The sequence below is a fragment of the Cupriavidus sp. KB_39 genome, assembly GCF_052114485.1.
GTDB lineage: Bacteria > Pseudomonadota > Gammaproteobacteria > Burkholderiales > Burkholderiaceae > Cupriavidus.
This window is the reverse complement of record NZ_JBFREV010000019.1, coordinates 67,453-90,776: the sequence shown is the minus strand read 5'-3', so window position 1 is coordinate 90,776 and position 23,324 is coordinate 67,453. Positions and strand designations below refer to the sequence as shown.

General features: G+C 67.3%; 24 protein-coding genes. 14 read left to right on the top strand and 10 right to left on the bottom strand.

Going from position 1 to position 23,324, the window contains the following annotated elements; all coding sequences use genetic code 11:
* Window positions 1-80: 80 nt before the first annotated feature.
* Both AB4Z27_RS15890 and AB4Z27_RS15885 read left to right on the top strand, forming a co-directional pair.
* Window positions 81-1,466, top strand: coding sequence for a cytochrome-c peroxidase (locus AB4Z27_RS15890; RefSeq protein WP_441644802.1), 1,386 nt, complete (start codon window positions 81-83; stop codon window positions 1,464-1,466).
* Entirely contained in the window at window positions 1,463-2,131 is a 669-nt protein-coding gene (locus tag AB4Z27_RS15885) for a hypothetical protein (protein ID WP_092296424.1), read from the top strand. Before AB4Z27_RS15890 ends, AB4Z27_RS15885 begins: the two co-directional genes overlap by 4 nt.
* A gap of 10 nt (window positions 2,132-2,141) precedes the next feature.
* On the opposite strand, the gene AB4Z27_RS15880 is transcribed toward AB4Z27_RS15885, so the two are convergent.
* The 6 genes from AB4Z27_RS15880 to AB4Z27_RS15855 all read right to left on the bottom strand — a co-directional run bounded on the left by AB4Z27_RS15880 (window position 2,142) and on the right by AB4Z27_RS15855 (window position 8,091).
* Entirely contained in the window at window positions 2,142-2,822 is a 681-nt protein-coding gene (locus tag AB4Z27_RS15880; protein ID WP_441593325.1) for a GntR family transcriptional regulator, read from the bottom strand.
* An 80-nt stretch (window positions 2,823-2,902) separates the two neighbouring features.
* Window positions 2,903-3,904, bottom strand: coding sequence for a TRAP transporter substrate-binding protein (locus AB4Z27_RS15875; RefSeq protein ID WP_441644801.1), 1,002 nt, complete (start codon window positions 3,902-3,904; stop codon window positions 2,903-2,905).
* An 83-nt stretch (window positions 3,905-3,987) separates the two neighbouring features.
* Window positions 3,988-5,253 (bottom strand): TRAP transporter large permease, encoded by a 1,266-nt coding sequence (locus tag AB4Z27_RS15870; protein ID WP_441644800.1) that lies wholly within the window; start codon window positions 5,251-5,253, stop codon window positions 3,988-3,990.
* A 1-nt stretch (window position 5,254) separates the two neighbouring features.
* A complete protein-coding gene (locus tag AB4Z27_RS15865; RefSeq protein WP_441644799.1) occupies window positions 5,255-5,905 on the bottom strand; it encodes a TRAP transporter small permease in 651 nt (216 codons plus the stop codon).
* Window positions 5,906-6,025: 120 nt separating this feature from the next.
* Complete coding sequence (locus tag AB4Z27_RS15860; protein ID WP_441593150.1) at window positions 6,026-6,967, bottom strand: dihydrodipicolinate synthase family protein; 942 nt, start codon at window positions 6,965-6,967, stop codon at window positions 6,026-6,028.
* Between the two features lie 287 nt (window positions 6,968-7,254).
* Window positions 7,255-8,091 carry an amidohydrolase family protein gene (locus AB4Z27_RS15855; RefSeq protein WP_441593148.1) on the bottom strand — a complete coding sequence of 279 codons (837 nt, stop codon included), beginning with the start codon at window positions 8,089-8,091 and terminating at the stop codon, window positions 7,255-7,257.
* A 101-nt stretch (window positions 8,092-8,192) separates the two neighbouring features.
* Here AB4Z27_RS15855 and AB4Z27_RS15850 point away from each other — a divergent pair, with 101 nt between their 5' ends.
* From AB4Z27_RS15850 to AB4Z27_RS15835, 4 genes are all read left to right on the top strand, one after another.
* Window positions 8,193-8,963, top strand: a complete 771-nt coding sequence (locus tag AB4Z27_RS15850; protein ID WP_441644798.1) for a GntR family transcriptional regulator — start codon at window positions 8,193-8,195, stop codon at window positions 8,961-8,963.
* Window positions 8,964-9,000: 37 nt separating this feature from the next.
* Window positions 9,001-9,975 carry a tripartite tricarboxylate transporter substrate binding protein gene (locus tag AB4Z27_RS15845; RefSeq protein ID WP_441644797.1) on the top strand — a complete coding sequence of 325 codons (975 nt, stop codon included), beginning with the start codon at window positions 9,001-9,003 and terminating at the stop codon, window positions 9,973-9,975.
* Between the two features lie 45 nt (window positions 9,976-10,020).
* Window positions 10,021-11,022 carry a Bug family tripartite tricarboxylate transporter substrate binding protein gene (locus tag AB4Z27_RS15840; protein WP_092296398.1) on the top strand — a complete coding sequence of 334 codons (1,002 nt, stop codon included), beginning with the start codon at window positions 10,021-10,023 and terminating at the stop codon, window positions 11,020-11,022.
* A gap of 62 nt (window positions 11,023-11,084) precedes the next feature.
* Complete coding sequence (locus AB4Z27_RS15835) at window positions 11,085-11,279, top strand: DUF1059 domain-containing protein (RefSeq protein ID WP_092296395.1); 195 nt, start codon at window positions 11,085-11,087, stop codon at window positions 11,277-11,279.
* A gap of 65 nt (window positions 11,280-11,344) precedes the next feature.
* Here AB4Z27_RS15835 and AB4Z27_RS15830 read toward each other — a convergent pair whose 3' ends face one another.
* Window positions 11,345-11,563, bottom strand: coding sequence for a DUF2188 domain-containing protein (locus AB4Z27_RS15830; protein WP_092296392.1), 219 nt, complete (start codon window positions 11,561-11,563; stop codon window positions 11,345-11,347).
* A 99-nt stretch (window positions 11,564-11,662) separates the two neighbouring features.
* Between AB4Z27_RS15830 and AB4Z27_RS15825 the strand changes: the two genes are divergently transcribed.
* The gene (locus AB4Z27_RS15825; protein ID WP_441593145.1) at window positions 11,663-12,076 is read left to right on the top strand and encodes a MerR family transcriptional regulator; all 414 of its coding nucleotides are present in this window, start codon (window positions 11,663-11,665) and stop codon (window positions 12,074-12,076) included.
* Here the strand turns inward: AB4Z27_RS15825 and AB4Z27_RS15820 are convergent.
* Window positions 12,045-12,989, bottom strand: a complete 945-nt coding sequence (locus AB4Z27_RS15820) for a LysR substrate-binding domain-containing protein (RefSeq protein ID WP_441644796.1) — start codon at window positions 12,987-12,989, stop codon at window positions 12,045-12,047. The two genes, AB4Z27_RS15825 and AB4Z27_RS15820, sit on opposite strands and share 32 nt — an antisense overlap.
* A gap of 99 nt (window positions 12,990-13,088) precedes the next feature.
* On the opposite strand from AB4Z27_RS15820, the gene AB4Z27_RS15815 reads away from it, so the two are divergent.
* From AB4Z27_RS15815 to AB4Z27_RS15790, 6 genes are all read left to right on the top strand, one after another.
* Window positions 13,089-14,078 (top strand): SLAC1 anion channel family protein, encoded by a 990-nt coding sequence (locus tag AB4Z27_RS15815; protein ID WP_441644795.1) that lies wholly within the window; start codon window positions 13,089-13,091, stop codon window positions 14,076-14,078.
* Window positions 14,079-14,191: 113 nt separating this feature from the next.
* Window positions 14,192-14,482, top strand: coding sequence for a hypothetical protein (locus tag AB4Z27_RS15810; protein ID WP_092296383.1), 291 nt, complete (start codon window positions 14,192-14,194; stop codon window positions 14,480-14,482).
* 128 nt (window positions 14,483-14,610) lie between these two features.
* Window positions 14,611-14,964 carry a helix-turn-helix transcriptional regulator gene (locus AB4Z27_RS15805; protein ID WP_441644794.1) on the top strand — a complete coding sequence of 118 codons (354 nt, stop codon included), beginning with the start codon at window positions 14,611-14,613 and terminating at the stop codon, window positions 14,962-14,964.
* Between the two features lie 102 nt (window positions 14,965-15,066).
* Window positions 15,067-15,714 (top strand): LysE family translocator, encoded by a 648-nt coding sequence (locus tag AB4Z27_RS15800; RefSeq protein WP_441644793.1) that lies wholly within the window; start codon window positions 15,067-15,069, stop codon window positions 15,712-15,714.
* A 234-nt stretch (window positions 15,715-15,948) separates the two neighbouring features.
* A complete protein-coding gene (locus tag AB4Z27_RS15795) occupies window positions 15,949-19,635 on the top strand; it encodes an autotransporter outer membrane beta-barrel domain-containing protein (protein ID WP_441644792.1) in 3,687 nt (1,228 codons plus the stop codon).
* A gap of 22 nt (window positions 19,636-19,657) precedes the next feature.
* The gene (locus tag AB4Z27_RS15790) at window positions 19,658-20,785 is read left to right on the top strand and encodes an NAD(P)/FAD-dependent oxidoreductase (protein WP_441644791.1); all 1,128 of its coding nucleotides are present in this window, start codon (window positions 19,658-19,660) and stop codon (window positions 20,783-20,785) included.
* Here the strand turns inward: AB4Z27_RS15790 and AB4Z27_RS15785 are convergent.
* Complete coding sequence (locus AB4Z27_RS15785) at window positions 20,695-21,231, bottom strand: hypothetical protein (RefSeq protein WP_143093914.1); 537 nt, start codon at window positions 21,229-21,231, stop codon at window positions 20,695-20,697. The genes AB4Z27_RS15790 and AB4Z27_RS15785 overlap by 91 nt on opposite strands.
* Window positions 21,232-21,424: 193 nt before the next feature.
* Window positions 21,425-22,117: a type 1 glutamine amidotransferase domain-containing protein gene (locus AB4Z27_RS15780; protein ID WP_441644790.1), complete on the bottom strand. Its 693-nt coding sequence runs from the start codon at window positions 22,115-22,117 to the stop codon at window positions 21,425-21,427.
* Between the two features lie 124 nt (window positions 22,118-22,241).
* Between AB4Z27_RS15780 and AB4Z27_RS15775 the strand changes: the two genes are divergently transcribed.
* On the top strand, window positions 22,242-23,144 hold the full coding sequence (locus AB4Z27_RS15775; RefSeq protein WP_441593129.1) for a LysR family transcriptional regulator: 903 nt from the start codon (window positions 22,242-22,244) through the stop codon (window positions 23,142-23,144).
* The last annotated feature ends 180 nt before the right edge of the window (window positions 23,145-23,324 follow it).

The window sequence follows — 23,324 nt, the reverse complement described above, 5'->3', positions numbered from 1 at the left end:
GCCCGGGGCCCCGATCTTCTTATGGTGCGCAACCGGGCCTGGCCCGGCTGTGCGCCCGGCTGCCACCGCTGATCCAGACCATGTCCCACTCCATTCTTGCCGCCAGCCTGCTGGCGGCCGCGTGTGCTGTCACGCTCGTCGGCTGCAAGCCGGCCACCGAGACGGCGCCGCACGCTGCCACGCCAGCCAAGGCCGCGGTGCAGACCGTTTCCGCGCCGGCGCCATCGGCTCCGGCATCGCCCCTGTCACCCGCCGCGCAGCTCGGCGCGAAGCTGTTTTTCGATCCCTCGCTGTCCGGCACGGGCAAGATGTCCTGCGCCACCTGCCACGACCCCAACCACGCCTACGCACCAGCCAATGACCTCTCGGTGCAGCTGGGCGGGGCCGACGGCAAGGMGCCGGGCACGCGCGCGGTGCCCACGCTGATGTACAAGGAGTACACCAACGCCTACTCGGATACCTTCGAGAACCCCGACATGGTCAGCCCGCCCGGTCCCGGCGGCGGCCTGACCTGGGACGGCCGCGCCAACACCATCGCCGAGCAGGCCGCGATTCCGCTGCTGGCGTCCAACGAGATGGCCAATGCGAGCAAAGCCGCCGTGGTCGAGGCCGTACAGCACGGCGCCCACGCCGACGCCTTCCGCCAGACCTACGGCGCCACCGTGTTCGATGACACCGAGCGCGCCTTCACGCTGGTCGGCGCCGCGCTCCAGGCGTTCCAGGTGGAAGACCGCAGCTTCCACCCCTACAGCAGCAAGTTCGACCGCTACCGCAACAACAAGCTCGGCGGCGCGCTGACCGATGCGGAGGTCCGCGGCCTGCGCGTGTTCCTGGATCCCAACAAGGGCAATTGCATGGCCTGCCACCTGATCGGCGGTGGCAACGACGGCAGCCAGGACATGACGAGCGATTACTCGTTCGCCGCCATCGGCGTGCCGCGCAATATGGAGATCCCGGCCAACGCCGATCCGAAATATTTCGACCTCGGCCTGTGCGGCCCGCTGCGCACCGACCATCGCCCCGGCAAGGACAAGGGTGCGGCGGCCACCTGCGGCATGTTCAAGACGCCGGTGCTGCGCAACGTGGCCACGCGCCACGTGTTCATGCACAACGGGGTATTCAAGTCGCTGGAGGAGGTGGTGCGCTTCTACAACACCCGGGACACCGCGCCGGAGAAGTGGTACCCGCGTGATGCCCGGGGCCGCGTGAACAAGTTCAACGACCTGCCGGCGTCGTACCGCGCCAACCTGGACGACCAGATGCCGCTGGACTTGCGCAAGCCGGGGAGCGCCACGCCGATGACTGACTCGGAGATGCAGGACCTGATCGTCTTCCTGAAGACGCTGACCGATGGCTTCGTGCCGCCGGCGGGCACCGCCGAGAGCGGTCCGCAGGCCCACACGGTGGCGGAAGCCGCGGCCGAGAACGCCGCCCGGAACGCCGCGCACAAGGCACAGACGCCATGACCCCTTATTCCATCGACACCAAGACCATGAAACCGATCCTTTTCGCCACCCTTGCTGCGCTGGCTATGCTCGCTGGCTGCAGCGCCCCGGACGCCCCCAACGAAGCCAACTTCCGCGCCGCGCTGGAGAAGCAGCTCGAAGCCCACGGCGACCTCTGCATCGGCCGCCATAGCTGGCCCGTGGATGTGCCGGACCTGCCCGTGGCGGGGACACTGCGCGACGGCATCCAGATGCCCGCGCTCGAACATGCCGGGCTGGTGGCGCACACCAGTGCCGAGATGACGCTGCGTCACCAGAACGGCGAGACGGAAACCGTGAAGGCGCTGCGCTATGACCTGACCGACAAGGGGCGCGGCTTCGTCAATGCCCATCCCGGGACGGCAGCGAAAGGCACGGACACCGCCGAGCCGGATCTCTGCTACGGGCACGTCCGCGTGAACAAGGTGACTGGCTGGGACACGCCCAAGGCCAGCGGCGTGGGCGACAAGGCGGCGCACGCCACCACCACCGTTCGCTACACCTACATGCTCGATCCGGCCCCSTGGGCCAGTGACGCGGCGGTGCAGGGCGCCTTCCCGGTGCTGGCCCGCGTGGTGCGGGGCAGCGGCACGATGGAGCTGACGCAGCAGTTGGTGGCCACCAGCGGCGGCTGGCAGCCGATGTAAGGAGGGGAAATCAGGCGTTGACGACGCGGCGCGCGAAGCGCTCCAGGTAGTCCATCAGCCGCTCCGCGCCGTCGGCGGCTTCGGCTTCGTTACCGCTGGCGATGGCCTGCGCCATGACCAGGTGSGCCTGGGCGCCTTCGGCAATCTCGCCCTCGTGCTGATAGGCGTACCAGAAGCGCCGGCATTGCACGATCAGCGGGATCACCGCCTTGACCGCCGAGCGGTTGCGGCAGGCCGCGTGGTTCACGTGGTCCAGCGCCTGGTCGGCGGCCATGTATTCGTCGAGGTTGCCACGCTGGGCGGCCTTGACCATCTTCTGGGCGCTGGCGATCAGCGCCTTGCGCTGGGTATCGGTGGCGCGGCGCGCGGCATTGGCGGCAATCAGCCGCTCCAGCACGCGGCGCGTGGCCAGCACGTCCAGATGGTCCATGACGTCGATGGTCGAGACGATCAGCCCRCGCCGGGGCTGCTGGAGCACCAGCCCCATCGACACCATGCGCACCAGCGCCTCCCGCACGGGCGTGCGGCCCAGCCCGGTGAGTTCGGCCAGCTCGGCCTCCACCACGGGGCTGCCGGGGGCGATCTCGAGCTTGGAGATCAGCGTCTCGATGCGGTCGTAGGCCACGTCGGCGGCGCGGCGCTTTTCACGGTTGTCAGTCTCGGCGCTCTGGTTTCTGGAAGGTGTCGGCATCTCGAACAGGTTGGCAGCGGGGGCGGCGGTCGACATTATGCCGTGACCGCCGCCGGGGGGCTCAGGGGGCCTTGGCGCACTCAGAGCGTGGCGCCGATCTTGCGCAGCTCCGGAATCGCCGGGGCCTTGGCCACCCACAGGGCGTCGAACTTCTGGATCGCCGGCGCCGGGTCGTAGTTGGCGACGCTCTTGAAATGGACCGACGATTGCTTGAGCTTCTCGATCAGCCCCGCCTCGGTGGTGACGATGTCGTTGATCTGCGCGGTCAGCGACTGCGTGACCAGCGCGCGCACGATGTCCTTGTCCTTCGCGTCCAGCCCTTGCCAGATCCGGCCCGAGACCAGCGGCGCGAACGGCATGAACAGCGCGTTCATCGGCAGCAGGGACTTGGAAATCTTGTCGTAGCGCTGGTTCCAGGACAGTTCGATGTCGGCCTCCAGCCCATCCACCTGGCCATTGGTCATGGCGTCGAACACAGCCGGSGTGGGGATCGGCGTGGGCGCGGCGCCCAGCATCGAAWAGAAGTCGCGGTAGACCGGCGTGGGGTTGATGCGCAGCTTCATGCCCTTGAGGTCGTCCGGCGAATTGATGTCGCGCGTGGCGAACACGACCCGCATGCCGGTGATGCCCCAGCCCAGGCCGATGGTGCCGGTTTCGCGCGGCAGGGCGTCCAGCAGCTTCAGGGCCGCCGGCGTGCGCACCAGCTTGGCCACGCTGCTGGTGGAGCGCACCAGATAGGGCGCGTTGATGGCGGCCACGCTGGAGACGCGCGAGCCGAGTTCGGCCGCCTGGATCCAGCCCATGTCGAGCGCGCCGGACTGGAGCTGCTGCATCATCGCCGAYTCATTGCCAAGCTGGCCCGAGTGGAACACGGTCACGGTCAGGCGGCCGTCGGTTTCCTTCTTGAGCGACTCGCCGAAGGCCACGGCGGCCCGGTTCCACGAGTGCCCGGCGGGCGTGATCAGCCCGAGGCGGAACTCCTTGGTCGTGGCGGCGCGCGTGGTCGAGGTGATGACCATGGGCGCGGCAACGGTGGCCAGCGCGGTGGTCTTGAGGAAACGGCGGCGGGTGATGAGGGTCATGGCGGCTCCTGTGCGGTTCGATGGGTAACGGCGAGGCGGATGGGACGGCTATGGATCGGGTTGGATCGGGTTGGATCGGTCGGCTAGTCCAGCAGGGCGATGGACAGGCTCGGGAACAGCGAGAGCAGCACCAGGGCCACGCAGCTGATCAGGAAGAAGGGCAGCGTGACCATGAACATCTTCCCCGGCTTGGCGCCGGTGACGGCGGAGGCCACGAAGAAGCTCAGCCCCACGGGCGGGGACATCAGCCCGAGCACGAGGTTGATGACGATGACCACCCCGAAGTGGCGCGGGTCGATGTGGTAGACCTCGGTGGCGATTGGCAGCAGGATCGGCACGGTCATGATCAGGCCCGGAATGCCGTCGATCACCGTGCCGATGATCAGCAGGATCACGTTGGCCAGCAGCAGGAATTCGAYCGGGCTGTGGGCGATGGTCTGGATCCAGGCCGCCACCATCTGCGGGATCTTGCCGTAGATCAGCAGCCACGAGAACACGGCGGCGGCTGCCACCAGGAACAGCACGATGGCCGAATAGATGGCCGAGCGCAGCAGGATGGCCGGCATCGTGCGCAGGTCGAACTCCTTGGTCACGTAACGGCCGACCAGCGCCGCGGCCAGCGCGCCCACGGCGGCGGCCTCGGTCGGGTTAGCCACGCCGGCGAGGATGGAGCCGACGATCACCACCGGAATCAGCAGCGTCGGGCTGGCCTGGATCACGGTGGTGGCGCGCTCGCGCAGCGTCTTGCGCGCGCTGCGGGGGTAGTTGTAGAAGAGCCCCATGATGGCGATGATGATGAAGAACAGCACCGTCAGCAGCAGCCCGGGCAGGATGCCGGCGATCAGCATGTCGCCCACGGCCACCTGGGCCAGCACGCTGTAGACCACGAACATTACCGAGGGCGGGATGATCGGCCCCAGCATGCCGCCGTAGACGGTCAGCCCCGCCGCGAAGGTCTTGTCGTAGCCCTGYTTCTCCATCTCGGGCACCATCACCTGCGACATGATCGCCACCTGGGCCGTGGCCGAGCCGATGATCGACGACACCAGCATATTGGCCAGGATGTTGACGTAGGCCAGGCCGCCCTTGATCGAGCCGACGAAGGCCATCGACAGATCCACCAGCCGGCGCGTGATGCCGCCGCTGTTCATGATCTCGCCGATCAGGATGAACAGGGGGATGGCGATCAGGCCGTAGCTGTCCACGCCCGCGAACATCTGCGAGGGGAACGATTGCAGCAGCACGGTGGCGCCGGTGCTGAAAATGAACGCCAGTCCGGCCAGGCACAGGCAGATGCCGATCGGCACGCCGACCAGCATCACGCCGCAGAAGAAGAAGGTTGTCGGCATGTCAGTTCACCGTCTCGGAGTTGCCCACCTGGAACTCGGGGTAGGCGCGGCGCGGCGCCAGGTCGAGGTCTTCGAGCAGGTTGGCCAGCGCGTGCAGGCTCAGGGTGCAGGAGAACAGCGGCATGATCAGCTGGAGCACCCAGACCGGCCATTCCAGCGTCTGGGTGTGCTCGGTGTAGAGGAAGTTGAACGATTCGGCCGCGTACTCGCGGGCGTCGAAGCCGTAGCGGGCGATGCCGACCGGGTCCATCCAGACCCAGCACATCGCCAGCAGCGCCAGCCCGAACAGCAGCACGCCGCCCGTGGAGATGGCCTTGGCAGCGCGGGCGGCCTTCGGGGGCAGGTGCTCGGTGAGCAGTCCCACGGCGAAATCGAGCCGCAGGCGCGTCATGACCGACGCCCCGACGAAGGTCAGCCAGACCACCGCGTAGACCGACGCTTCGTCCACCCAGTACAGCGGCAGCCCCGCGTAGCGCGTGACCACGTTGAGCAGGATCAGCAGCACGAGCAGCGTCATCAGGCCGCCGAGCGCATGGCGCTCCACGGCGAGCACGGCGTCCGAGGCGCGCATCACCCAGCGCACCGGTCGCTTGACGGTGGCCGTGGCCGTGGCGGGCGCATCGGTGGCAGTGAGGGAGGGAAGGTCAGGCATGGCAGGCAGACTCCAGGACGAAGGGGGCGGTCGTGACGATCACGGACACGACGGCTGGTGCAAGTTGGATGCCTGCTGCGGCCCCGGGGGCCGCCGCAGGCATGCATCACGCAGTTGGCCTCATACCACCGACTGGTACTTCGCCGGCCGCGTCTCCAGCGCCTGGCGCACCACGCGTTCGACGAAGGCGCGCTCCTCGCCCACCAGCGGCAGGCGCGGGCGGCGCATGAACTCGGAGCCYACGCCGACCAGGGTGTCGATCAGCTTGAGGTTCTGCACCAGCTTGTTCGAGACATCGAGGTGGAGCATCGGGGTCATCCACTGATACAGCTTGAGCGCCTCGGCGAAATTGCCCGCTTTCATCAGGTCGAACAGCGCCACGGTTTCGCGCGGGAAGGCGCAGCCCACGCCGGCCAGCAGGCCGTCGCAACCCAGCGCCAGCCCTTCGTAGGCCAGGTCGTCCACGCCCATGAAGATCTGGTAGCGGTCGCCCAGGGTGTTGCGCAGGTCCGTCACGCGGCGGATATCGCCCGTGCTTTCCTTGATCGCCGCCACCCACTTGCAGTCGGCCAGCTCCACCATGTGCTCGGGCTTGAGGTCCACCCGGTAGGCGACCGGGTTGTTGTAGACCATCACCGGCTTCTGGGCGGCTTCCGCCATGACGCGCACGTTCTGCATCGCCTCGCGGGCATCGGCCACGTAGATCACCGAGGGCATCACCATGAAGCCGGACACGCCGAGCTTGTTCGCGCCGTCGATATAGCGCAGGGCGTCTCGCGTGCTGGTCTCGGAGACGTTGGCCAGCACCGGGATGCGGCCATCGGCGGCTTCCACGGCGATGCGCGCCACGTCGAGCTTCTCCTCCAGCGACAGCGTGCTGGCTTCGCCCAGCGAACCGCAGGTCACCAGGCCATGGATGCCATTGCGGATCTGGAATTCGATGTGACGGCTAGTGCCCTCGGCGTCGATCCGCTCGTCGGCGTGGAACTTGGTGGTGATGGCGGGGAAGATGCCGGTCCAGCGGGGATTGGTGGCGTTGCTCGAATTGGTCGAATTGGTCACAGGGGACTCCTCGGTTGGGTCGGGTTGGGCTCGCAAATATCTGCTTAATATATTTAGAATATCTTCCAGCATTGGTCTAGCAAGAGCAATGCCAGTGAATACCCTGATAGCCGGCGCGCCCGGAATCCGGCTTGGGGACTGGGATTGGGGGAAATGGGGTGGGAAAGGCGGGCGGAAGGGGGGAGGAAGCCCGGGCCCCGGAGCGGGGCATGCCGTGCACCGCCGGCGGGTCCGGTGCACCGGCGCGGACGCGCCGCGTCAGCTAGATGGGCGGCTGTGTGGGCGCTTCAGCCCGCCAGTGCGAAGCCGTAGAGCGCGGCGGCATTGCGCCAGCGCAAGCCTTCCGACAAATCCGGCCGCTGTGCGAGCCAGGCCATCACCGCGCGGCATTCGTCGGCACGTGCGGGGGCCTCGTGGTTGGTCCACGGCCAGTCGCTGCCCCAGAGCAGGCGGTCCGGCCCGGCTATCTCGGCCCAATGCGCGGCCAGTGTCGGCCACTGGTCAGGGCTGGCCAGCCGGTAGGGCGCGCTGATCTTGATCCAGAGCGGGCGTCGCACGGCCACGGTGCGGGCCGTGTCGAAGACCGGGTCGTCCACGCCGAGCGGGCCGGGGCGGCCGAAGTGATCGAGCACGATGGGGGCCGGCGCATTGTCGAGCGCGGCATCGAGCGCGGCCAGCACCATCGCGCCGTCGCCATTGTTCGTGTGGACTTCCACGTGCCAGCCCAGCGCTGCCACGCGCTGGAACAGCGAGCGCCACGGCGCGGTGTCGATGCGCCGCCAGCCGGCATCGCCATACAGGTTCAGGCGGATGCCCCGGACCCCGGCGGCATCCAGCGTGGCGAGTTCGGCGTCGTCCACGGCCGGATCGACCACGGCCACGCCGCGCAGCCGCCCCGGCATGCGGCGCAGCGCAGCCAGCATCGCCGCGTTGTCGGTGCCGAGGAAGCTGGTCTGGACCACCACGCCGTAGGGGTCCACGGTCGCGTCGCCCATCGACCCGGCCATGGACAGCCAGTCCGCCAGCGGCGCGGCGTAGGGCGGCCGATAGCGCGCCGACGCCACGGCCACGCCGGCATCGAAGACATGAAAGTGGCAGTCCACCAGCGTCTGGCTTGTCGTCATCGGCACGATTCTCCTCTGTGCGGGTTAGCCCCGATATGGCGGGCTGGCCCGGTCCGGGTACTCTAGTCCTCTATAGGAGTGGAATCTAACACGGACACCAGATGCCAGACAATGCCAYGCGCCAACCGGCCGCCGCCTCGGCAGGCMTGAGCCGCTACGGGCAGATTGCCGCGCTATTGCAGCAGAAGATCGTCACGGGCGAGTGGTCGCCGGGCACTGCCATTCCGGCCGAAAGTGCGCTGGCGGGCGAGTTTGGCATCGCGCTCGGCACGATCCGGCAGGCGATTGCCGTGCTGGTGCAGCAGGGGCTGCTGGAGCGGGTGCAGGGCAAGGGTACTTTCGTGTGCACCGGGCTGACCGGGGGGAGCGGCGCCAGCATGATGCGCTTCTTCCGCTTCCGCTCGGAGGCCGATGCCGATGCGGCGCCCACGGCGGTGCCGCGCTCGGAGATCCTGTCCTGCCGCAGCGTGCGGCTGGACAAGGCCATGGCCAGCCGCTTCGGGCTGGAGGCCGGCGCGCGGGGTCTGGCCATCTCGCGCCGGCGCTGGGTGGCGGACACCCCGCGCCTGCTCGAATCGATCTGGCTGCCGTTGCCGCGCTGCGCGGCGCTGCAGGAGACGCCGATGGCCGAGTGGGGCGAGCTGCTCTATCCGCTGCTGAGCCAGCGCTGCGGCATCACCGTGCACCGGGCGATGGACGAGGTGACCTTCCGGCTGCTCGATGCCGAGGAAGCCGAGCTGCTCGCGCTGCCGCCCTCCCATCCCTGTGCGCTGGTCACGCGTCAGGCGTTCGATATCCAGGGCCAGTGCGTCGAATACCGGCTGACCCGGGGCGATGCCTATGCCTTCCGCTACACGGCCGAGATCCGCTGACCTCGCCCACAAAAACTGAATTCGACGGAGACACCCCATGCGTTCCCTGATCCCTCTCACGCTGGCCGGCCTGGCCTTGCAGCCGACCCTGCTGCACGCCGCCGACGCCGCCCAGCCGTGGCCGACGCGCCCGCTGACCATCGTCGTCACCTATCCGCCCGGCGGTGGTGCCGACCTGATGGCGCGGCTGATCGCGCCGGGGCTGGGACGGGAACTCGGCCAGACGGTGATCGTGGAAAACCGCCCAGGGGCGGGCGGGCAGATCGGCGCGTCGTACGTGGCCAAGGCCGCGCCCGATGGCTACACGCTGATGGTGGACGCGTCGTCCTACGCGGTGAACCCGAGCCTCTATCCGCGCCTGCCCTACGAYCCCGCCAAGGCGTTCCGGGCGGTGGGCGTGCTGGCGCGCTATCCCAATGTGCTGGTGGCCAATCCCGCCTTCCCGGCGACGAACGTCAAGGACGTGCTGGCGCTGGCGAAGCAGAAGCCGGGCACGGTGGCGTTCGCCTCGTCGGGCAATGGCTCGGCGCAGCACCTGTCCGGCGTGCTGTTCGAGCAGCGCGCCAGCGTGGACCTGCTCCACGTGCCATACAAGGGCGGCGGTCCGGCGATGACCGATGTCATCGCCGGACAGGTGCCGCTGTTCTTCGCCAACGTGGCTTCCAGCCTCCAGCACATCAAGGCAGGCAAGCTGCGCCCGCTGGCGGTGACCAGCCATACACGCACCTCGGCGCTGCCCAACGTGCCGACCATGCAGGAAGCCGGCGTGGCGGGCTACGAGGTCTATGAATGGAATGCCGCCTTCCTGCCCGCCAACACGCCGGAAGCCGTGGTGGCCAGGCTGTCGGACGCGCTCCAGAAGGTCATGGGCAGTCCGGAGATCCGCCAGCGCGTGGCCGAGCTGGGCGGCGAGGTGGTAGGCGCCCCGCCGGCCGAGGCGGCGCGTTATATCGACACCCAGACGCGGCTCTGGGCCAAGGTCATCAARGACGGTAACGTCAAGSCGGAATAAGCGCCGGCTTGACGTCGTAGCACACTAAAAACGAAGGAGACCCCCATGTCCACAGATTCCCCCTTTGACGCCGATCGCCGGCACCTGCTCGGGTTGATGGCTGCGCTGGGCGCCGGCGCCCTGGCGCCCACGCTGGCGCGCGCGCAGGCAACCTGGCCGTCCAAACCCATCCGGCTGGTGGTGCCGTTCGCGCCGGGCGGCAGTTCCGAGATCGTGGCGCGCTCCACGGCGGCGGAGCTGACCAAGCTGCTCGGCGTATCGGTATTCGTCGAAAACAAGCCGGGCGGGGCGGGCAATATCGCCATGGGCGAGGTAGCGCGGGCCGACGACAACCACACGCTGATCCTCGGCCATATCGGCACGCTGGCGGTCAATCCGTACATCTTCCCCAAGCTGCCGTACGACCCGAACAGGGACTTCCGGCCGATTTCGCTGCTGTCGAAGGTGCCCAGCCTGTACGTGGTGCACCCGGACCTGCCGGCGAAGAACCTCAAGGAGTTCGTGGCCCTGGCCAAGAGCAAGCCGGGCAAGCTGAACTACGGCTCGGCGGGCAATGGCAGCGCCGGCCACCTGGCTTTCGAGTACCTGAAGGCGACCACCGGCACCTTTATCACCCACGTGCCGTATCGCGGCAGCGGCCCGCAGATCACCGACCTGCTGTCCGGGCGGCTCGATGCGGCGGCGGTGGGCGCGCCGGCCATCATCCAGTTCATCAAGACGGGCAAGGTGCGCTGTATCGCCACGGGCACGGCGCAGCGCATTCCGCAGCTCCCCGATGTGCCGACGGTGGCGGAGCAGGGCTATCCGGGCTTCGAGATGACGCAGTGGTACGGGCTGCTGGCGCCGGCCTCGCTGCCGCAGCCGGCGGTGGCCAAGCTGGCGGAGGCCACGATCAAGGCGGTGAAGAGTCCCACCTCGGTGGAGCGGCTGGGCGCGGACGCCGCCCTGGTGGTGGGCAGCACGCCCGAGGAATTCGCCCGCTTTATCGCGGCGGAGCAGCAACGCTGGAAGCCGATCGTGGCGCGCGCGGGCATCAAGCCGGACTAGGCGTTGCCGCCGTCCTACCTATACTTCAAGGCACCGGCCCCAGGCCGGTGTCAGGAGGCGATATGGGACGCAAGTACATCGATTGCCGCGACTATCCGAGCGAGAAAAACTGCACTGTGGCGCTGAGCGCCGACAATGAAGACGAACTGCTCGAGGCTGCGGTCCAGCATGCGGTGGCGGTGCATCAGCATCAGGATTCCCCTGAACTGCGCACGCAGCTGAAGTCCTTGTTCAAGGAGGGTGCCCCGCCGGCCTGAGCGCCGGCGTTGTCAAGCGAGAGGCGGGACCGGCCAGCGGCTGATCCCGCACTTCCGGCGCGCGGCTAGCGGTCCTGATACGGGTCGTACCATGCCCTGCGCAGGTGCACGTCCCCATCGTGACGATGGATGTGCAACTCGGCGTGCTCGCGCCGGGCCATGTCCCAGCCGGCGGCGATGGCCGCTTCCATGGTCGTGAAGCGCTGGGGCTTGATATCGAGACCACCGAACTGCAGTGCCCAGCCATACTCGGCGGGCAGAACGCGAATGATGCGCGATTGCATATCGTTCTCTCTCCGTATTCCCCGCCATTTTCTTCCGTCAGATTTACCGCTAGGCTAGATCCGTACCAAGGTACGGAGTCAAGTGCAATGCATCACACCATGACAATCGGGAAGCTGGCCCAGGCCGCAGGCGTTGGCGTGGAGACGGTGCGTTACTACCACCGCTGCGGGCTGCTGCCGATGCCGGAGCGCGCGTTCGGCGCCGTCCGCCAGTATCCGGAGGCGAGCCTGCAGCGGCTGCAGTTCATTCGCCAGGCGCAGTCGTTCGGCTTCACGCTGGACGAAGTGCGAGTCCTGCTGCGGCAGGGCCATGGCGACACGTGCGGCACGGCCCGGGTGCTGGCCGAGCAGAAACTCGGGCTGGTGGAAGATCGATTGAAGGATCTGCTACGCCTGCGCGACGAACTGAAGACCCTCATTGCGCAATGCCACGCCAATGGCAGCGGGACGTCCTGCCCCTTGATCGATAGCTTGTCCAACGTCAGACGGCAATCGCCGCCACCCGGGCCCTGAGCCGGGGCGCGGCGAAGTCCAGGAAGGCGCGCAGCTTCAGCGGAAGGAGGCCCTGCCCGGTGTGGACCAGGCTGATGGGCCACGGCGGCGGCTCGAACGCTTCGAGCACGATCTGCAACGCGCCCGCGCGCAGGGCGCCCGCCATCTGGTAGGACACCACGCGCGTAATGCCCACGCCGGCCACCGCCGCATCGACAGCCGCCTCGGCCGTGCTCACGGCCAGCCGCGAACGCACCGGCACCGCAATCTCCGCCTTGCCCGCCTTGCCCGCCTTCGCCCCCTTCGCCACCTTGCCCGCCGTGAAATGCCAGACCTGCCGGGAGGTCATCTGCTCGAACGTGATGCAGGCATGCTCGGCGAGATCCTGGGGGCGAGCGGGCGTGCCGTGCGCGGCGAAGTAGGCCGGGCTGGCGCACACCACCCGCCGGACGGTGCCGATCGGCATCGCAATGAAATTGCTGTCCGGCAGGTCGGCAATGCGCAGGGCGATATCGACATGCTCGTCCAGCAGGGCCACCACGCGGTCGGTCAGCACCATGCGGACGTCGATGTCCGGATAGGTTTTCAGGAAATCCGCCACCACGGGCAGCAGGTGCAGGCGGCCGAAGACGATGGGCGCCGTGATGACGAGTTCGCCCTTGGGCGCGGCATATTCGCCGGACGCGGCGCGCTCCGCCTCGCCTACCTCCTCGAGGATGCGCCGGCAGGCGGCCACGTAGGCGTGGCCGGTCTCGGTCAGCGAGAGCTGCCGGGTGGAGCGATGCAGGAGCCGGGTGTTCAGGTGCGCCTCCAGCTCGCCCACCTTCCGGCTCACGGTGGCAAGCGGCATCCGGAGCTGGCGCGCGGCGGCGGAAAAGCTGCCGGCCTCCACCACGGCCACCAGGATCGACATGGATTCGAAACGATCCGCCATATTCTCGATTTTTGGGAGAGTGATTCCCGATCGTGCCAGATTATCTTTATGGGTGGAAGGGCCTAGTATCGGGCGAACCCCTCAATCTGGAGTCCTGCCGTGTCCACGCTTTCGAACCCTCACCCCCAAACCCTGCGCAAATCCGCCTCCGTCAGGCACCTGCCCGTCAACCTGTTCGCGTCGGTGATGGGGATTGCCGGGCTGTCGCTGGCATGGCGGCAGGCCAGCCAGGCGTTCGGGGCCAGCCCGTGGATTGCCGATGTGGCCGGCTGGCTGGCGCTGGCTGTGTTCGTCGTKCTGGGCACGGGCTATCTGGTCAAGGCGGCGAAGTACCCKGCGGCGGTGGCCAGCGAGTACCGGCATCCAGTCGCGGGGAATTTCTTCGGCACGATCACCATCGCCATCCTGCTGCTGTCCACGGTGGTCGCCCCGCTGAGCCAGCCGCTGGCCGAGGGGATGTGGACCGTGGGCACCGTGGCGACGCTCGCCATCTGCTTCGCCATCTCCAGCCGCCTGCTGCGCGGCAAGATCGACGCGGCGCACGCCGTGCCGGCCTGGTTCATCCCCGGCGTGGCCACGCTCGATATCGCCGTGGCCGGCGCCACCATGCCGATGCCGTGGGCCCATGAGGTGAACCTGTTCGCCATGGCCGTGGGGACGATGATCGCGCTGCTGTTCTTCACGATGATCATGGCGCGCATGATCCACCACGAGCCGGTGCCGGCCGGCATGGTGCCGTCGCTGCTGATCCTGATGGCGCCGTTCGAGGTCGGCTTCCTGGCCTATACGAACATGACGCAGCGCGTGGATACCTTCGCCGCCTTGCTGTTCTACTTCGGCCTGTTCATCTTCCTGGCGCTGGCGCCCAAGGTGTTCCGCCGCGGCCTGCCGTTCGCCTCCGGCTGGTGGGCCATCAGYTTCCCGCTGGCGGCGCTGGCCATCGCCGCGCTGAAGTACGCGATGTTCGTCCAGGCCTGGCCGGTGACGGCGATTGCCATCGTCCTGCTGGCCCTGCTGAGCATCGCCATCGTGGTGCTGTTCGTCCTGACCCTGCACATCCTGTTCAACGGCGATTCGCTGGGCGGTTGATATAGATGCAAGCCCGGGGCCTGCCGAGGCCGCTGGCACCTAGACTGGTTCCGTTGCAGCTTATCTTTGCGCACTGCGCGAAAGGCCGGGGTTCAAGCATTGGAGGACCCATCATGCACACCGTCGTCAGAACGTATTCAGGAAGCGGCGCCAGCGAGCTATTCGACCTGCTGGCACAACACAAGGATGAGATCGAGCCGTTGATGCGGGAGGTTCAGGGCCTGCTCAGCTACACGCTGGTGCGCGGAGACGCCGGCGGCTTTTCGGTGACCACCTGCACSGACAAGGCGGGCACGGACGAAAGCGTCAAGGTCGCCAAGACCTGGATCGCGGAGCACGCTACCGGAATCTCCGTGGGCGCACCGACGATTACCGAAGGCACAGTGATCGTGCAGTCGAAGTGATGGATAGGGYAAGGCGCGGCGGTTCCTCGAAGGTAGAATCGCCGCCATGACTGGCCCCGATGACACCACCGAGTTCTGGCGCGACCCCGCCATGCCCTGCGCCGAGAGCCGCCGGGYGTGCCGGAGCCGTGCCGCCTATCGGCCGCACAGCCATCCGACCTGGTCGATTGGCGCCGTGGATGGCGGCGCCAGCGTTTTCACGGGGGCCGGCCCCCCGCCGGTGGCGCTGCCGCCAGCTCGCGGAACTGGCGGCGCTGGCCGGCCTGAGCCGCTACCAGMTGATCCGCGCCTTCCGCCGGGCCACCGGCATGACGCCGCACGCGTGGCAGGTCAACCAGCGCGTCAACTTGGCTCGCGACCGCCTGCGGGCCGGCGAAGCGATTGCCGAGGTGGCTTACGGGCTCGGTTTTGCGGATCAGAGCCACTTCCAGCGCGTGTTCAAGGCGCACGCCGCCGTGACACCGGCGCGGTATCGGGCCTGATCGGGCCTGATTGGGCCTGATCCTCCCAATCCTGCAATTTCCTTCAAGACGCGGCCCGCGCGGGGCGGCAGACTCCGGCGGTTTCCTCAGCGAGTCTGCGTCATGCACCTATTCCTCATCGTCGCCACGGCCCACTTTCTGGCGCTGCTATCGCCCGGCCCCGACTTCTTCCTGATCGCCCGTACCTCGCTGGCCGCCGGCTGGCGACGCGCCGCCGGGGCGTGCCTCGGCATCGCGCTGGCCAACGGCGTGTTCATCGCCGGGGCATTTGCGGGGGTCTCGGCGATGCGGGCCGACAGCGCGCTGTTCAGCCTGACGCAACTGGCCGGCGGCCTGTACCTGCTCTACCTCGGCTGGCAGTTCGTGCGGTTCGCCGGGACCACGCCCCTGGGAGAGGCAAAGGCGGGCGGCGGGGCGGCGACCGGCTTCGCGCAGGAGGTGGCCAGAGGCTTCCTGTCCGGCATCCACAACCCCAAGAACGCCTTGTTCTACGCCAGCCTGGCCGCCATGCTCAGCGGGCCGCACGCCAGCGCGCCGTGGAAGGTGGCGTACGGCGTGTGGATGTTCGCCGCGGTGCTGGGGTGGGACCTGCTGGTCGCGGTGTCCATCGGCCACCCGCGCGTGCTGCGGCGCTTCGCCCGGGCGCTGCCCAAGCTGGAGCGCGCGGCGGGCGGCATGCTGATGGTGTTCGGGGCGGGAGTGCTCGTGGCGGTGGGCCGGCGGGCAGTCGGCGCGGTTCAACGTCTTTAACTCGCTTTGCCAAAAGTTTCACTTGCCCGACAGATTTGACATTCCATACTGACGTCTTTAACTCGCTTTGCCAAAAGTTTCACTTGCCCGACAGATTTGACATTCCATACTGRTTCGACCACGTCTGACTGTGACACGGGAGACTCTATGGGCCGGCCGGCACGTTGTGTGAGGACGCGGATCGCGCTGGGCGCCGCAGCATTGTTCCCCTCGGCCCTGCAAGCGCAGACGTCCATGTGCAGTACGAGTATCAGCGGAACGTTCTCGGTGGGCGTGTTCTGCCAACCGGCTGCGGGCACGCCATCCAATATCGGCACCTTGACGGGCACCACATTCAATACGACGACCGGGGCCAGTATCCGGGCGACCACGTCCGCAGCCAACGCCACGGCGACCGTGGCGGGCACGACCATTACCAACCAGCCGGCCGCCGCCGCAAACGGGGTGACGGCCCAGGTCACCGGCACGGTAACGGCCGGCAATGCCGCCGCAAACATCGATGGCGGCACCACGTCGATCACCATGCAGGGCGCTGGCCTGGACGGGATTGGCGTGATCAACCTGAGCCCGGGTAGCTCGACGATTACGGTRACGYCCGGCACGACGCTCAACGTGACGAACCGGGTCACCGGCAACGAGCACGATGGGCTCGACATTACTGCCAACGGCGGCGGCAGCGCCACTATCGTGCATCAGGGCAGCGGGACCATTTCGACGGTCGGTGGCCATGGCATGAACCTGAAGACCACGGCGACCAGCGCGGGCGCGGTCTCGGCCACGGTCGGCAGCGGCGTGACCTTCCTTATCGACAACACCACGGCAATCGAGGATCCGTCGGACCCGGGTCTCGAGGCTGGCCCCGCCAATCATGCCGGCATACGCGCCTACAGCCCCGGCAGCGGCACCATCACCATCGACAGCAACGCCACGGTCCGCGCCACCGCGACCAATGCGTTCGGCATCATGACCGATGCCGGCACCGGCACCACCCGCATCCGCAACGGCGGCGCCATCACCACCGACGGGCTGAACGGCTTCGGCATCCGATCCAGCACGCAGGGCGGCGACGTCGCGGTGGTCAACGAGGGCGCCATTTTGGCCACGGGGCAGGCGGGCCATGGCATCTATGTCACGTCGGGACTGAACACGTCCGGCTCGCTGTCGGTCGACAACCGGGCGCCGATCACGGTTGGCGCCACGGGGAATRCCGAGGGCTCACGCGGCATCTATATGATCGCCCGGGCTGGCGGGACGGCCACCGTCACGGGCACTGGTGACATCACGGTGTACGGCAACCCGGCGACAGTGCGCGCCTTCGGCATTACCGTGGGCGCGGAAGCTGGCGCCGTCAYCGTCGACTATTCGGGCAACATCACCACCTACGGCGATGGCTCGGCCGCCATTCGCGCGCATTCCGTCAGCGSCAATACGCAGGTGACCTACACCGGTGCCCGCCTCGAAACCTTCAACGGCAATGCCAACGGGATCTACGCYACCACGGGTGCGGCGACCAACACGGTCGGCATCACGGCGCAGGGCACGATCATCACGCACTCGGACAATGGCGGTGGAGAAGGATCCGGCGGCGGCTCGTTCGGTCTGCAAGGCACCAGTCTGGGCGGCGACGTCGACATCAATTTCCTGAGCGGCAGCATCGACGTGAATGGCAGCGGCGCGGCCATCGTGGCGGGCAGCGGCTACAACGGCGGTACGGGGCTGGGGAAAGTCACCGTGCAGAATGCCGGCACGCTGACGGCGCGCGGCAACGCCCAGCGTGGGATCGCCACGCTCTCGGGAACGGGCGCGCAGACTATCATCAATCGCGGCGCGATCCAGACGCTCGGCGCGATCGACGCGCAGGGCATCCTGGCGCGGGGCAGCGGCGCGGCGGCGATGTCCGTTGTCAATGAAGGGGCGATCTCGACCGTCGGGAACAATGCGTCGGGCCTGGAGATCACCTCGGTGGGCGGCGCGGTCGATGTGCAGAACCTCCAGCCGGTTCGGGCGGGATGGGGCACGAGCGCGGGCATCGCCACGGCCGGGCTGACACAGGCCGTGCGGAATGCGTCCTCCATCGAGGCCCTGAGCGATCAGGCCGTGCGCGCCGACAGCAACGGCTCGGCCGGATCGTTCCGGCTCGACAACGCTGGCACCATGACGGGCGTGGTCTCGGCGGCGACGTCGGACGTCACGCTCAACAACAGCGGCACGTGGAACCTGCGCAGCTTCCTGGATAGCACGGGCAGCGGTTCGCGGGATAGCTGGAACGTCGCCATCGCCAACCTCGGCACGGGCTTGAACAACACGGTCGACAACACCGGCACGCTGGCGCTGGCCGCGCAGCCGGTGAGCGGGGCGGGCGGCACGCGGCAACCGGCGGACGCCATCGTCACCTTCAACCCCGCCGGCGCCTACCTGCCGCTGGGCCAGGCCGCCAACACGCCGGTSGCTGGCGGCGCGGTGCAGGGACAAATCCTCGGCGTGCGGACGTTCACCAACAGCGGCACCATCGATCTGACCGGAGGCGGTGCGGCGGTCGGCAACGTCCTGGTGATCGGGGGCGGCCAGACGGCAGGGCAGTACGGCGGGGGCCTCTATGTCTCCAATGGCGGGACGCTGAAGCTCAATGCCGTGCTCAATGAGGGAGGGCCCGCCTCCCGTGCCGACATGCTCGTGGCGGATGCCACGGCGACCGGGGCCGGCGGTGCCACACGGCTCCGTGTGAACAATGTCGGGGGGCAGGGCGCGCTCACGGTCGCCAACGGGATACCGCTCGTGGAAATCCTGAGCCCCGTGGCCACCGACAGCGCTCCCGGTGCCTTCGCGCTGGAAGGCCGCGCCGTGGCGGGCGCCTACGAATACCGGCTGTTCCAGGGCGCGCCGGATGGCAGCGCGGGTAACGTCTGGTATCTGCGGTCCGAGCAGGACCCGAATCCAACCCCAACTCCGACGCCGGGCGGGGCGCTCTATCGGCCCGAGGTGGCGGCCTACCTCGCCAATCAGCGCCTGGCTGGCCAGATGTTCGTCCATAGCCTCCATGACCGGCTGGGCGAGCCCCAGTACGTGGAAGGGCAGGATTTCGACCACGAGAACGACAAGCCGCGGTCGGGCTGGCTGCGCGCGGTGGGCAAGTGGGAGGGCAGCCGCAGCAGCAATGGTGTGTTCAAGACCAGCACGGACGCCTTTCTGCTGCAAGGGGGCGCCGAAATGGCCAAGTGGAAAGTCTTCGGCGAAGCCGCCCGCGCCCACCTTGGCCTGATGGGCAGCTACGGCAACGCCTGGACGGACGCGCAAGCGCAAGGCAACGCCTTCCGCGCCAAGGGCAAGGTGGAAGGCTGGAGCGTGGGCGCCTACGGCACCTGGTACCAGAACGATGAGCACAAGCTCGGCGCCTACGTCGACACCTGGTTCCAGTACGGCTGGTTCACCAATCGCGTGGAAGGCGACCTGCTGCCGGTGGTCCGCTACCATGCGCAGGGTTTCGCCGTATCGGCGGAGGGCGGGTATGCCATGCCGCTGCGCAACGATTGGGTGATCGAGCCGCAAGGGCAGCTGATCTACGTCGGCTACAGCGAGGACGACATCACGGAGCCGAATGGCACCCGCGTGAGCGGGGCGGACTCGCACGGCTGGATCACGCGGCTCGGGGCGCGGCTGCATCGCACCTACGTCCGCGATGACGCGCGCAAATGGCAACCGTACCTGACCCTCAACTGGTGGCATACCAGCGTCGGCAGCAACGTCTCGTTCAATCAGCTTCCCGTGGGCAGCATGTACCCGGATAATCGGTACGAAKTGAAAATCGGCGTCAATGTGGATTTGCGCAAGCGCTGGACTGGCTGGACCAATGTGTCCGGCGCGTGGGGCGCGCAGAGCTTCTATCAGTATGTGGTGCGCGCCGGGGTGAAGTACACGTGGTAGCTGTCGTCAGGGCAAATAGAGCATGAAACTCGCGGTAATCGGACGGGGATTGATCGGCGCGGCGGCGGCGCGCCATTTGTCGAAGATGGGCCATGAGGTGGCGCTGATCGGGCCCGATGAGCCGGCCGGCTACGCTGGCCATGCCGGGGTCTTTGGTAGCCACTACGATGAAGGCCGTATCACGCGGCAGTTCGATTCGACGCCATTCTGGCGGGACATGAACCGCGCATCGATTGCGCGCTACGGCGAGATTTTTGCGGAAAGCGGGGTCGAGTTCTACCGGGAAGTCGGCGTGCTTCACGTGGGCCCTGGTCAGAGCCCGGACGTGTCCTCCATCGGCGGCATTGCGGCGGAAGCCGGCATTCTTGTTGAAGCCTATGACGATGCGGGGCTCGCTCAGCGATTCCCGTACCTGGGATTTCCGGCTGGAACCCGGGGCTACTTCGAGCCGCAACACGCTGGCTATATCAGCCCGCGCCGYCTGGTCCGKGCGCAGACGATTGCGGCGCAGCGCGCCGGGGCGCRGATTMTCGCCGAACCCGCGCTGGGCATCTCGGAAAGCGCCACTGGCGTGACGATCCGGACGCGATCGGGCGATGTGGAGGTGGAGCGCGTTCTCGTTGCGGCCGGCGGACATACCCAATCGCTGCTGGGCCAATCCCTGGGTTTCGTGGTGTACGCACGGACTGCCGCGATGTTTCGGCTCGATGCGGCGGAGGTGCAACGCCTGGCCGGCATGCCATCGATGCGTTGTTTCGGACCCAAGGGTGCCGATCCCTATATCCTGCCGCCCATCCTCTATCCGGACGGCCAGACCTGGCTGAAGCTCGGCRGCGATCCGGTGGATATYCCCCTCGAAAGCGAGGGGAATATCCAGGACTGGTTTCGGTCCGGCGGCTCGATTCCCGTGGCGGAAGGGMTCGAAGCGCAGCTCCTCGAGCGTATCCCCGGCCTGCAAATCGAAGAACGGCGCGTCGTGCCCTGCATGACCACCTTCGGCACAAYGGGCCTGCCGCGCATCGGGCCGCTTTCGGATCGCGTTACCGTTGCATTCGGCTGCTACGGCAAAAGCGCGAAGTGTTCGGACGAATTGGGCAGATTGGGATCCATGGCGCTGCTCGGTGAAAACCACGGGGTGCTTGCGGCTTGAAATATGCCGGCACGTACTTGCAATGCCGCCCCTTGCGCGCTGAAACGAGCCATTAACGCGTCTTGGTTACTGGCCGTTGCCACGCTGTTGAAGAATTCATCGAGGGGAATGCTGTCCTTGAATTCCGCGCCAGATACCTGACCGTCCTTGTCGATGTCCATGGCCTCATGGATGCTCGCCAGTTCCGCCTCACTCTTGCCGGCCAACTGCTTGCCCAGTTCGCTGAGGGATACCACGTTATCGCTGTTGAGGTCGGTGGCCTTGAGCTGCTCTGTCTTGAACGCATCGACCATGTCCACCAACTTCAGGGCCATGCCCCGTGCCTTGAAACGATCCACGGCACCCGCATTCGCACTGGCCGTTTCCGCGGCCTGCGTGCGCCTGAGTGACGACGATGCCTGTGCACTGCGAATCGCATCGAGTCCACCGAGTCTGAGTTGGCTCATCAATATTTCCTTAGGAGAAAAGTGATGCCGGGGAATTCCGGCGCTGACGATTCTAGGCAGCGCGATAGGTCGCAATGCGCGGAAAAAGGGGTGTTTACTAAGTCACTTTGAATCTGCCGAGGCATCTTTCAAAAGAAGGCCGCCACGTTGTCAGTTATCAAGGGAAACATGGCAGTTTCCCTTGATCAGCGCGTCATGCGCGCGCCAACTCGACTTGCCCGCGGAGCGCGGCGACGATGGCCTCGCCGACGGCGCTGCCCGATRMCGGATTCTGGCCAGTGATCAGGCGACCATCGACCACGAGCTTGGACTGCCACGGATCGGCGGAAGCGAACTCGGCGCCTGCCGCGCGCAGCGCATCCTCCAGCAGGAACGGGACGTCCGCCTTGGCGTAGCCCTCTTCCTCGGCGTTCGAGAAGGAGGTCAGGCGGCGACCCTGGACCAGCGGCGTGCCGTCCTCAAGCGTGACGCCGAGCAGCGCGGCCGGCCCGTGGCAAACGGCGGCGACGATCTTGCCGCCGTTCCAGGCGCGCAGCACCGCRCGCTTGACGTCGGGGTCGTTTGCGATATCCACCATGGGGCCAAGGCCGCCGGGGAAGAAGATCGCGTCGTAGTCCAGGACATCGACTTCCGAGAGCTTGCGGCTATGCGCCATGCGCCGGATCGCCTSGCTCTTGCTGAACGCGAGCTGCGCGGGATCGGTCTCGTCGTAGCCGTCGAACGGTGGGTTGCCACCGAGGGGCGACGCGTACTCCACGGCAATGCCKGCGGCGTCGAGCACTTCGAAGGGGTGGGCCACCTCCGGRTAGAAGTAGCCGGTGGCGCGCTTGTTCGGCCCGATCTCGGCCGCATTTGTCAAAATGAACAGGACATGCTTGACGGTCATGATGAACTCCTTCTGGTCTGCATTTCGCCGCACAGCGCGGTTAAATGAACTGTAGCCAGACAGGCAGCCTSGGAGTAGATAGCATCGCATTGACACATTGGCTCATGGCATAAGACAATCGGCCATGGACCCGACCAATACGATCCTCGACGAACTCCGCGCGATGGCGATCTTCGCCACCGTCGTGCGCTGTGGCAGCTTCGCCGCCGCGGCGCGCTCGCTTGGGCTCACCCGCGCCGTGGTGAGCCACCATATCCGCGCCCTCGAAACGAAACTTGGTGTGCCCCTGGCCCAGCGCAGCACACGCAGCTTCAGCCTCACCCCGGCGGGGCAGGCGTTCCGCGTGCATTGCGAGCGGCTACTCGATGAGGCCGTGGACGGCATCCGTAGCATGGAGTTGATGCGCGCCGAGCCACGCGGCGAGGTGTGGCTGACCTGCTCGCACCACTTCGGCACCAAGCGGATCCTGCCGGCGCTGGTCGCGTTCCGGCGGCGCTATCCGGCGGTTCGCCTTCATGTCGCGATGTCGGATGCCAACGTGGATATCGTCCACCACGGTGTGGAACTGGCCGTGCGGGCGGGGCCGCTGGCGGATTCGTCACTGCTTGCTCGCCGCTTGCTTCGGGAAGCCACCATGCTGTGCGCATCCCCGGCCTACCTACGTCAGCACGGGGCGCCCGGTTCGGTCGAGGAACTGGACGGTCATCGCTGGGTCGTCTATCCGCCGAGCCAGCGCACCACGGTCGTACGCGCTGGCGGCAAGGACATCGAGGTCCCGGTGCAGGGCGATGTCGTGACGGACAGCGCCGCCTCGCGGCTCGCGTTCGTGCTCGCGGGTGACGGCATCGCCAGGCTGCCGGCCTACGACGCCGCGTCGCTCCTGGCCTCCGGCGATCTGGTGCGCGTGCTGCCAGACGCCGAGACCGCGCCGCTGGAGATCTTCCTGGTCCATTCGAAGCAGATCGGCCCTAGCGCCAAGCTCCTGCGGGACTTCCTGCTGGCCACCGCGAGCGAGGACAACTGGTGATCGATTTCGGATAGCCTCCGGCGAACCGCCTCAGGCCCGGGGCGCCTGTGTTGTTCCTGTCTCACACGCTTCGTGGCGCGGAATAGTGCTGGGCGGAGAAGGCCTACCCGAAGCTGATTCACTTCAACCGCCTGCCCAAGGGCGGCCACTTCGCGGCCTGGGAACAACCGCAAGCATTCA

Coding starts and splice junctions, on each gene's coding strand:
- AB4Z27_RS15775 (WP_441593129.1), top strand. CDS start 22,242: ATGGACCCGACCAATACGATCCTCGACGAACTCCGCGCGATGGCGATC.
- AB4Z27_RS15820 (WP_441644796.1), bottom strand. CDS start 12,989: ATGGCGGATCGTTTCGAATCCATGTCGATCCTGGTGGCCGTGGTGGAG.
- AB4Z27_RS15865 (WP_441644799.1), bottom strand. CDS start 5,905: ATGCCTGACCTTCCCTCCCTCACTGCCACCGATGCGCCCGCCACGGCC.
- AB4Z27_RS15835 (WP_092296395.1), top strand. CDS start 11,085: ATGGGACGCAAGTACATCGATTGCCGCGACTATCCGAGCGAGAAAAAC.
- AB4Z27_RS15785 (WP_143093914.1), bottom strand. CDS start 21,231: ATGAGCCAACTCAGACTCGGTGGACTCGATGCGATTCGCAGTGCACAG.
- AB4Z27_RS15830 (WP_092296392.1), bottom strand. CDS start 11,563: ATGCAATCGCGCATCATTCGCGTTCTGCCCGCCGAGTATGGCTGGGCA.
- AB4Z27_RS15840 (WP_092296398.1), top strand. CDS start 10,021: ATGTCCACAGATTCCCCCTTTGACGCCGATCGCCGGCACCTGCTCGGG.
- AB4Z27_RS15800 (WP_441644793.1), top strand. CDS start 15,067: ATGCACCTATTCCTCATCGTCGCCACGGCCCACTTTCTGGCGCTGCTA.
- AB4Z27_RS15855 (WP_441593148.1), bottom strand. CDS start 8,091: ATGACGACAAGCCAGACGCTGGTGGACTGCCACTTTCATGTCTTCGAT.
- AB4Z27_RS15825 (WP_441593145.1), top strand. CDS start 11,663: ATGACAATCGGGAAGCTGGCCCAGGCCGCAGGCGTTGGCGTGGAGACG.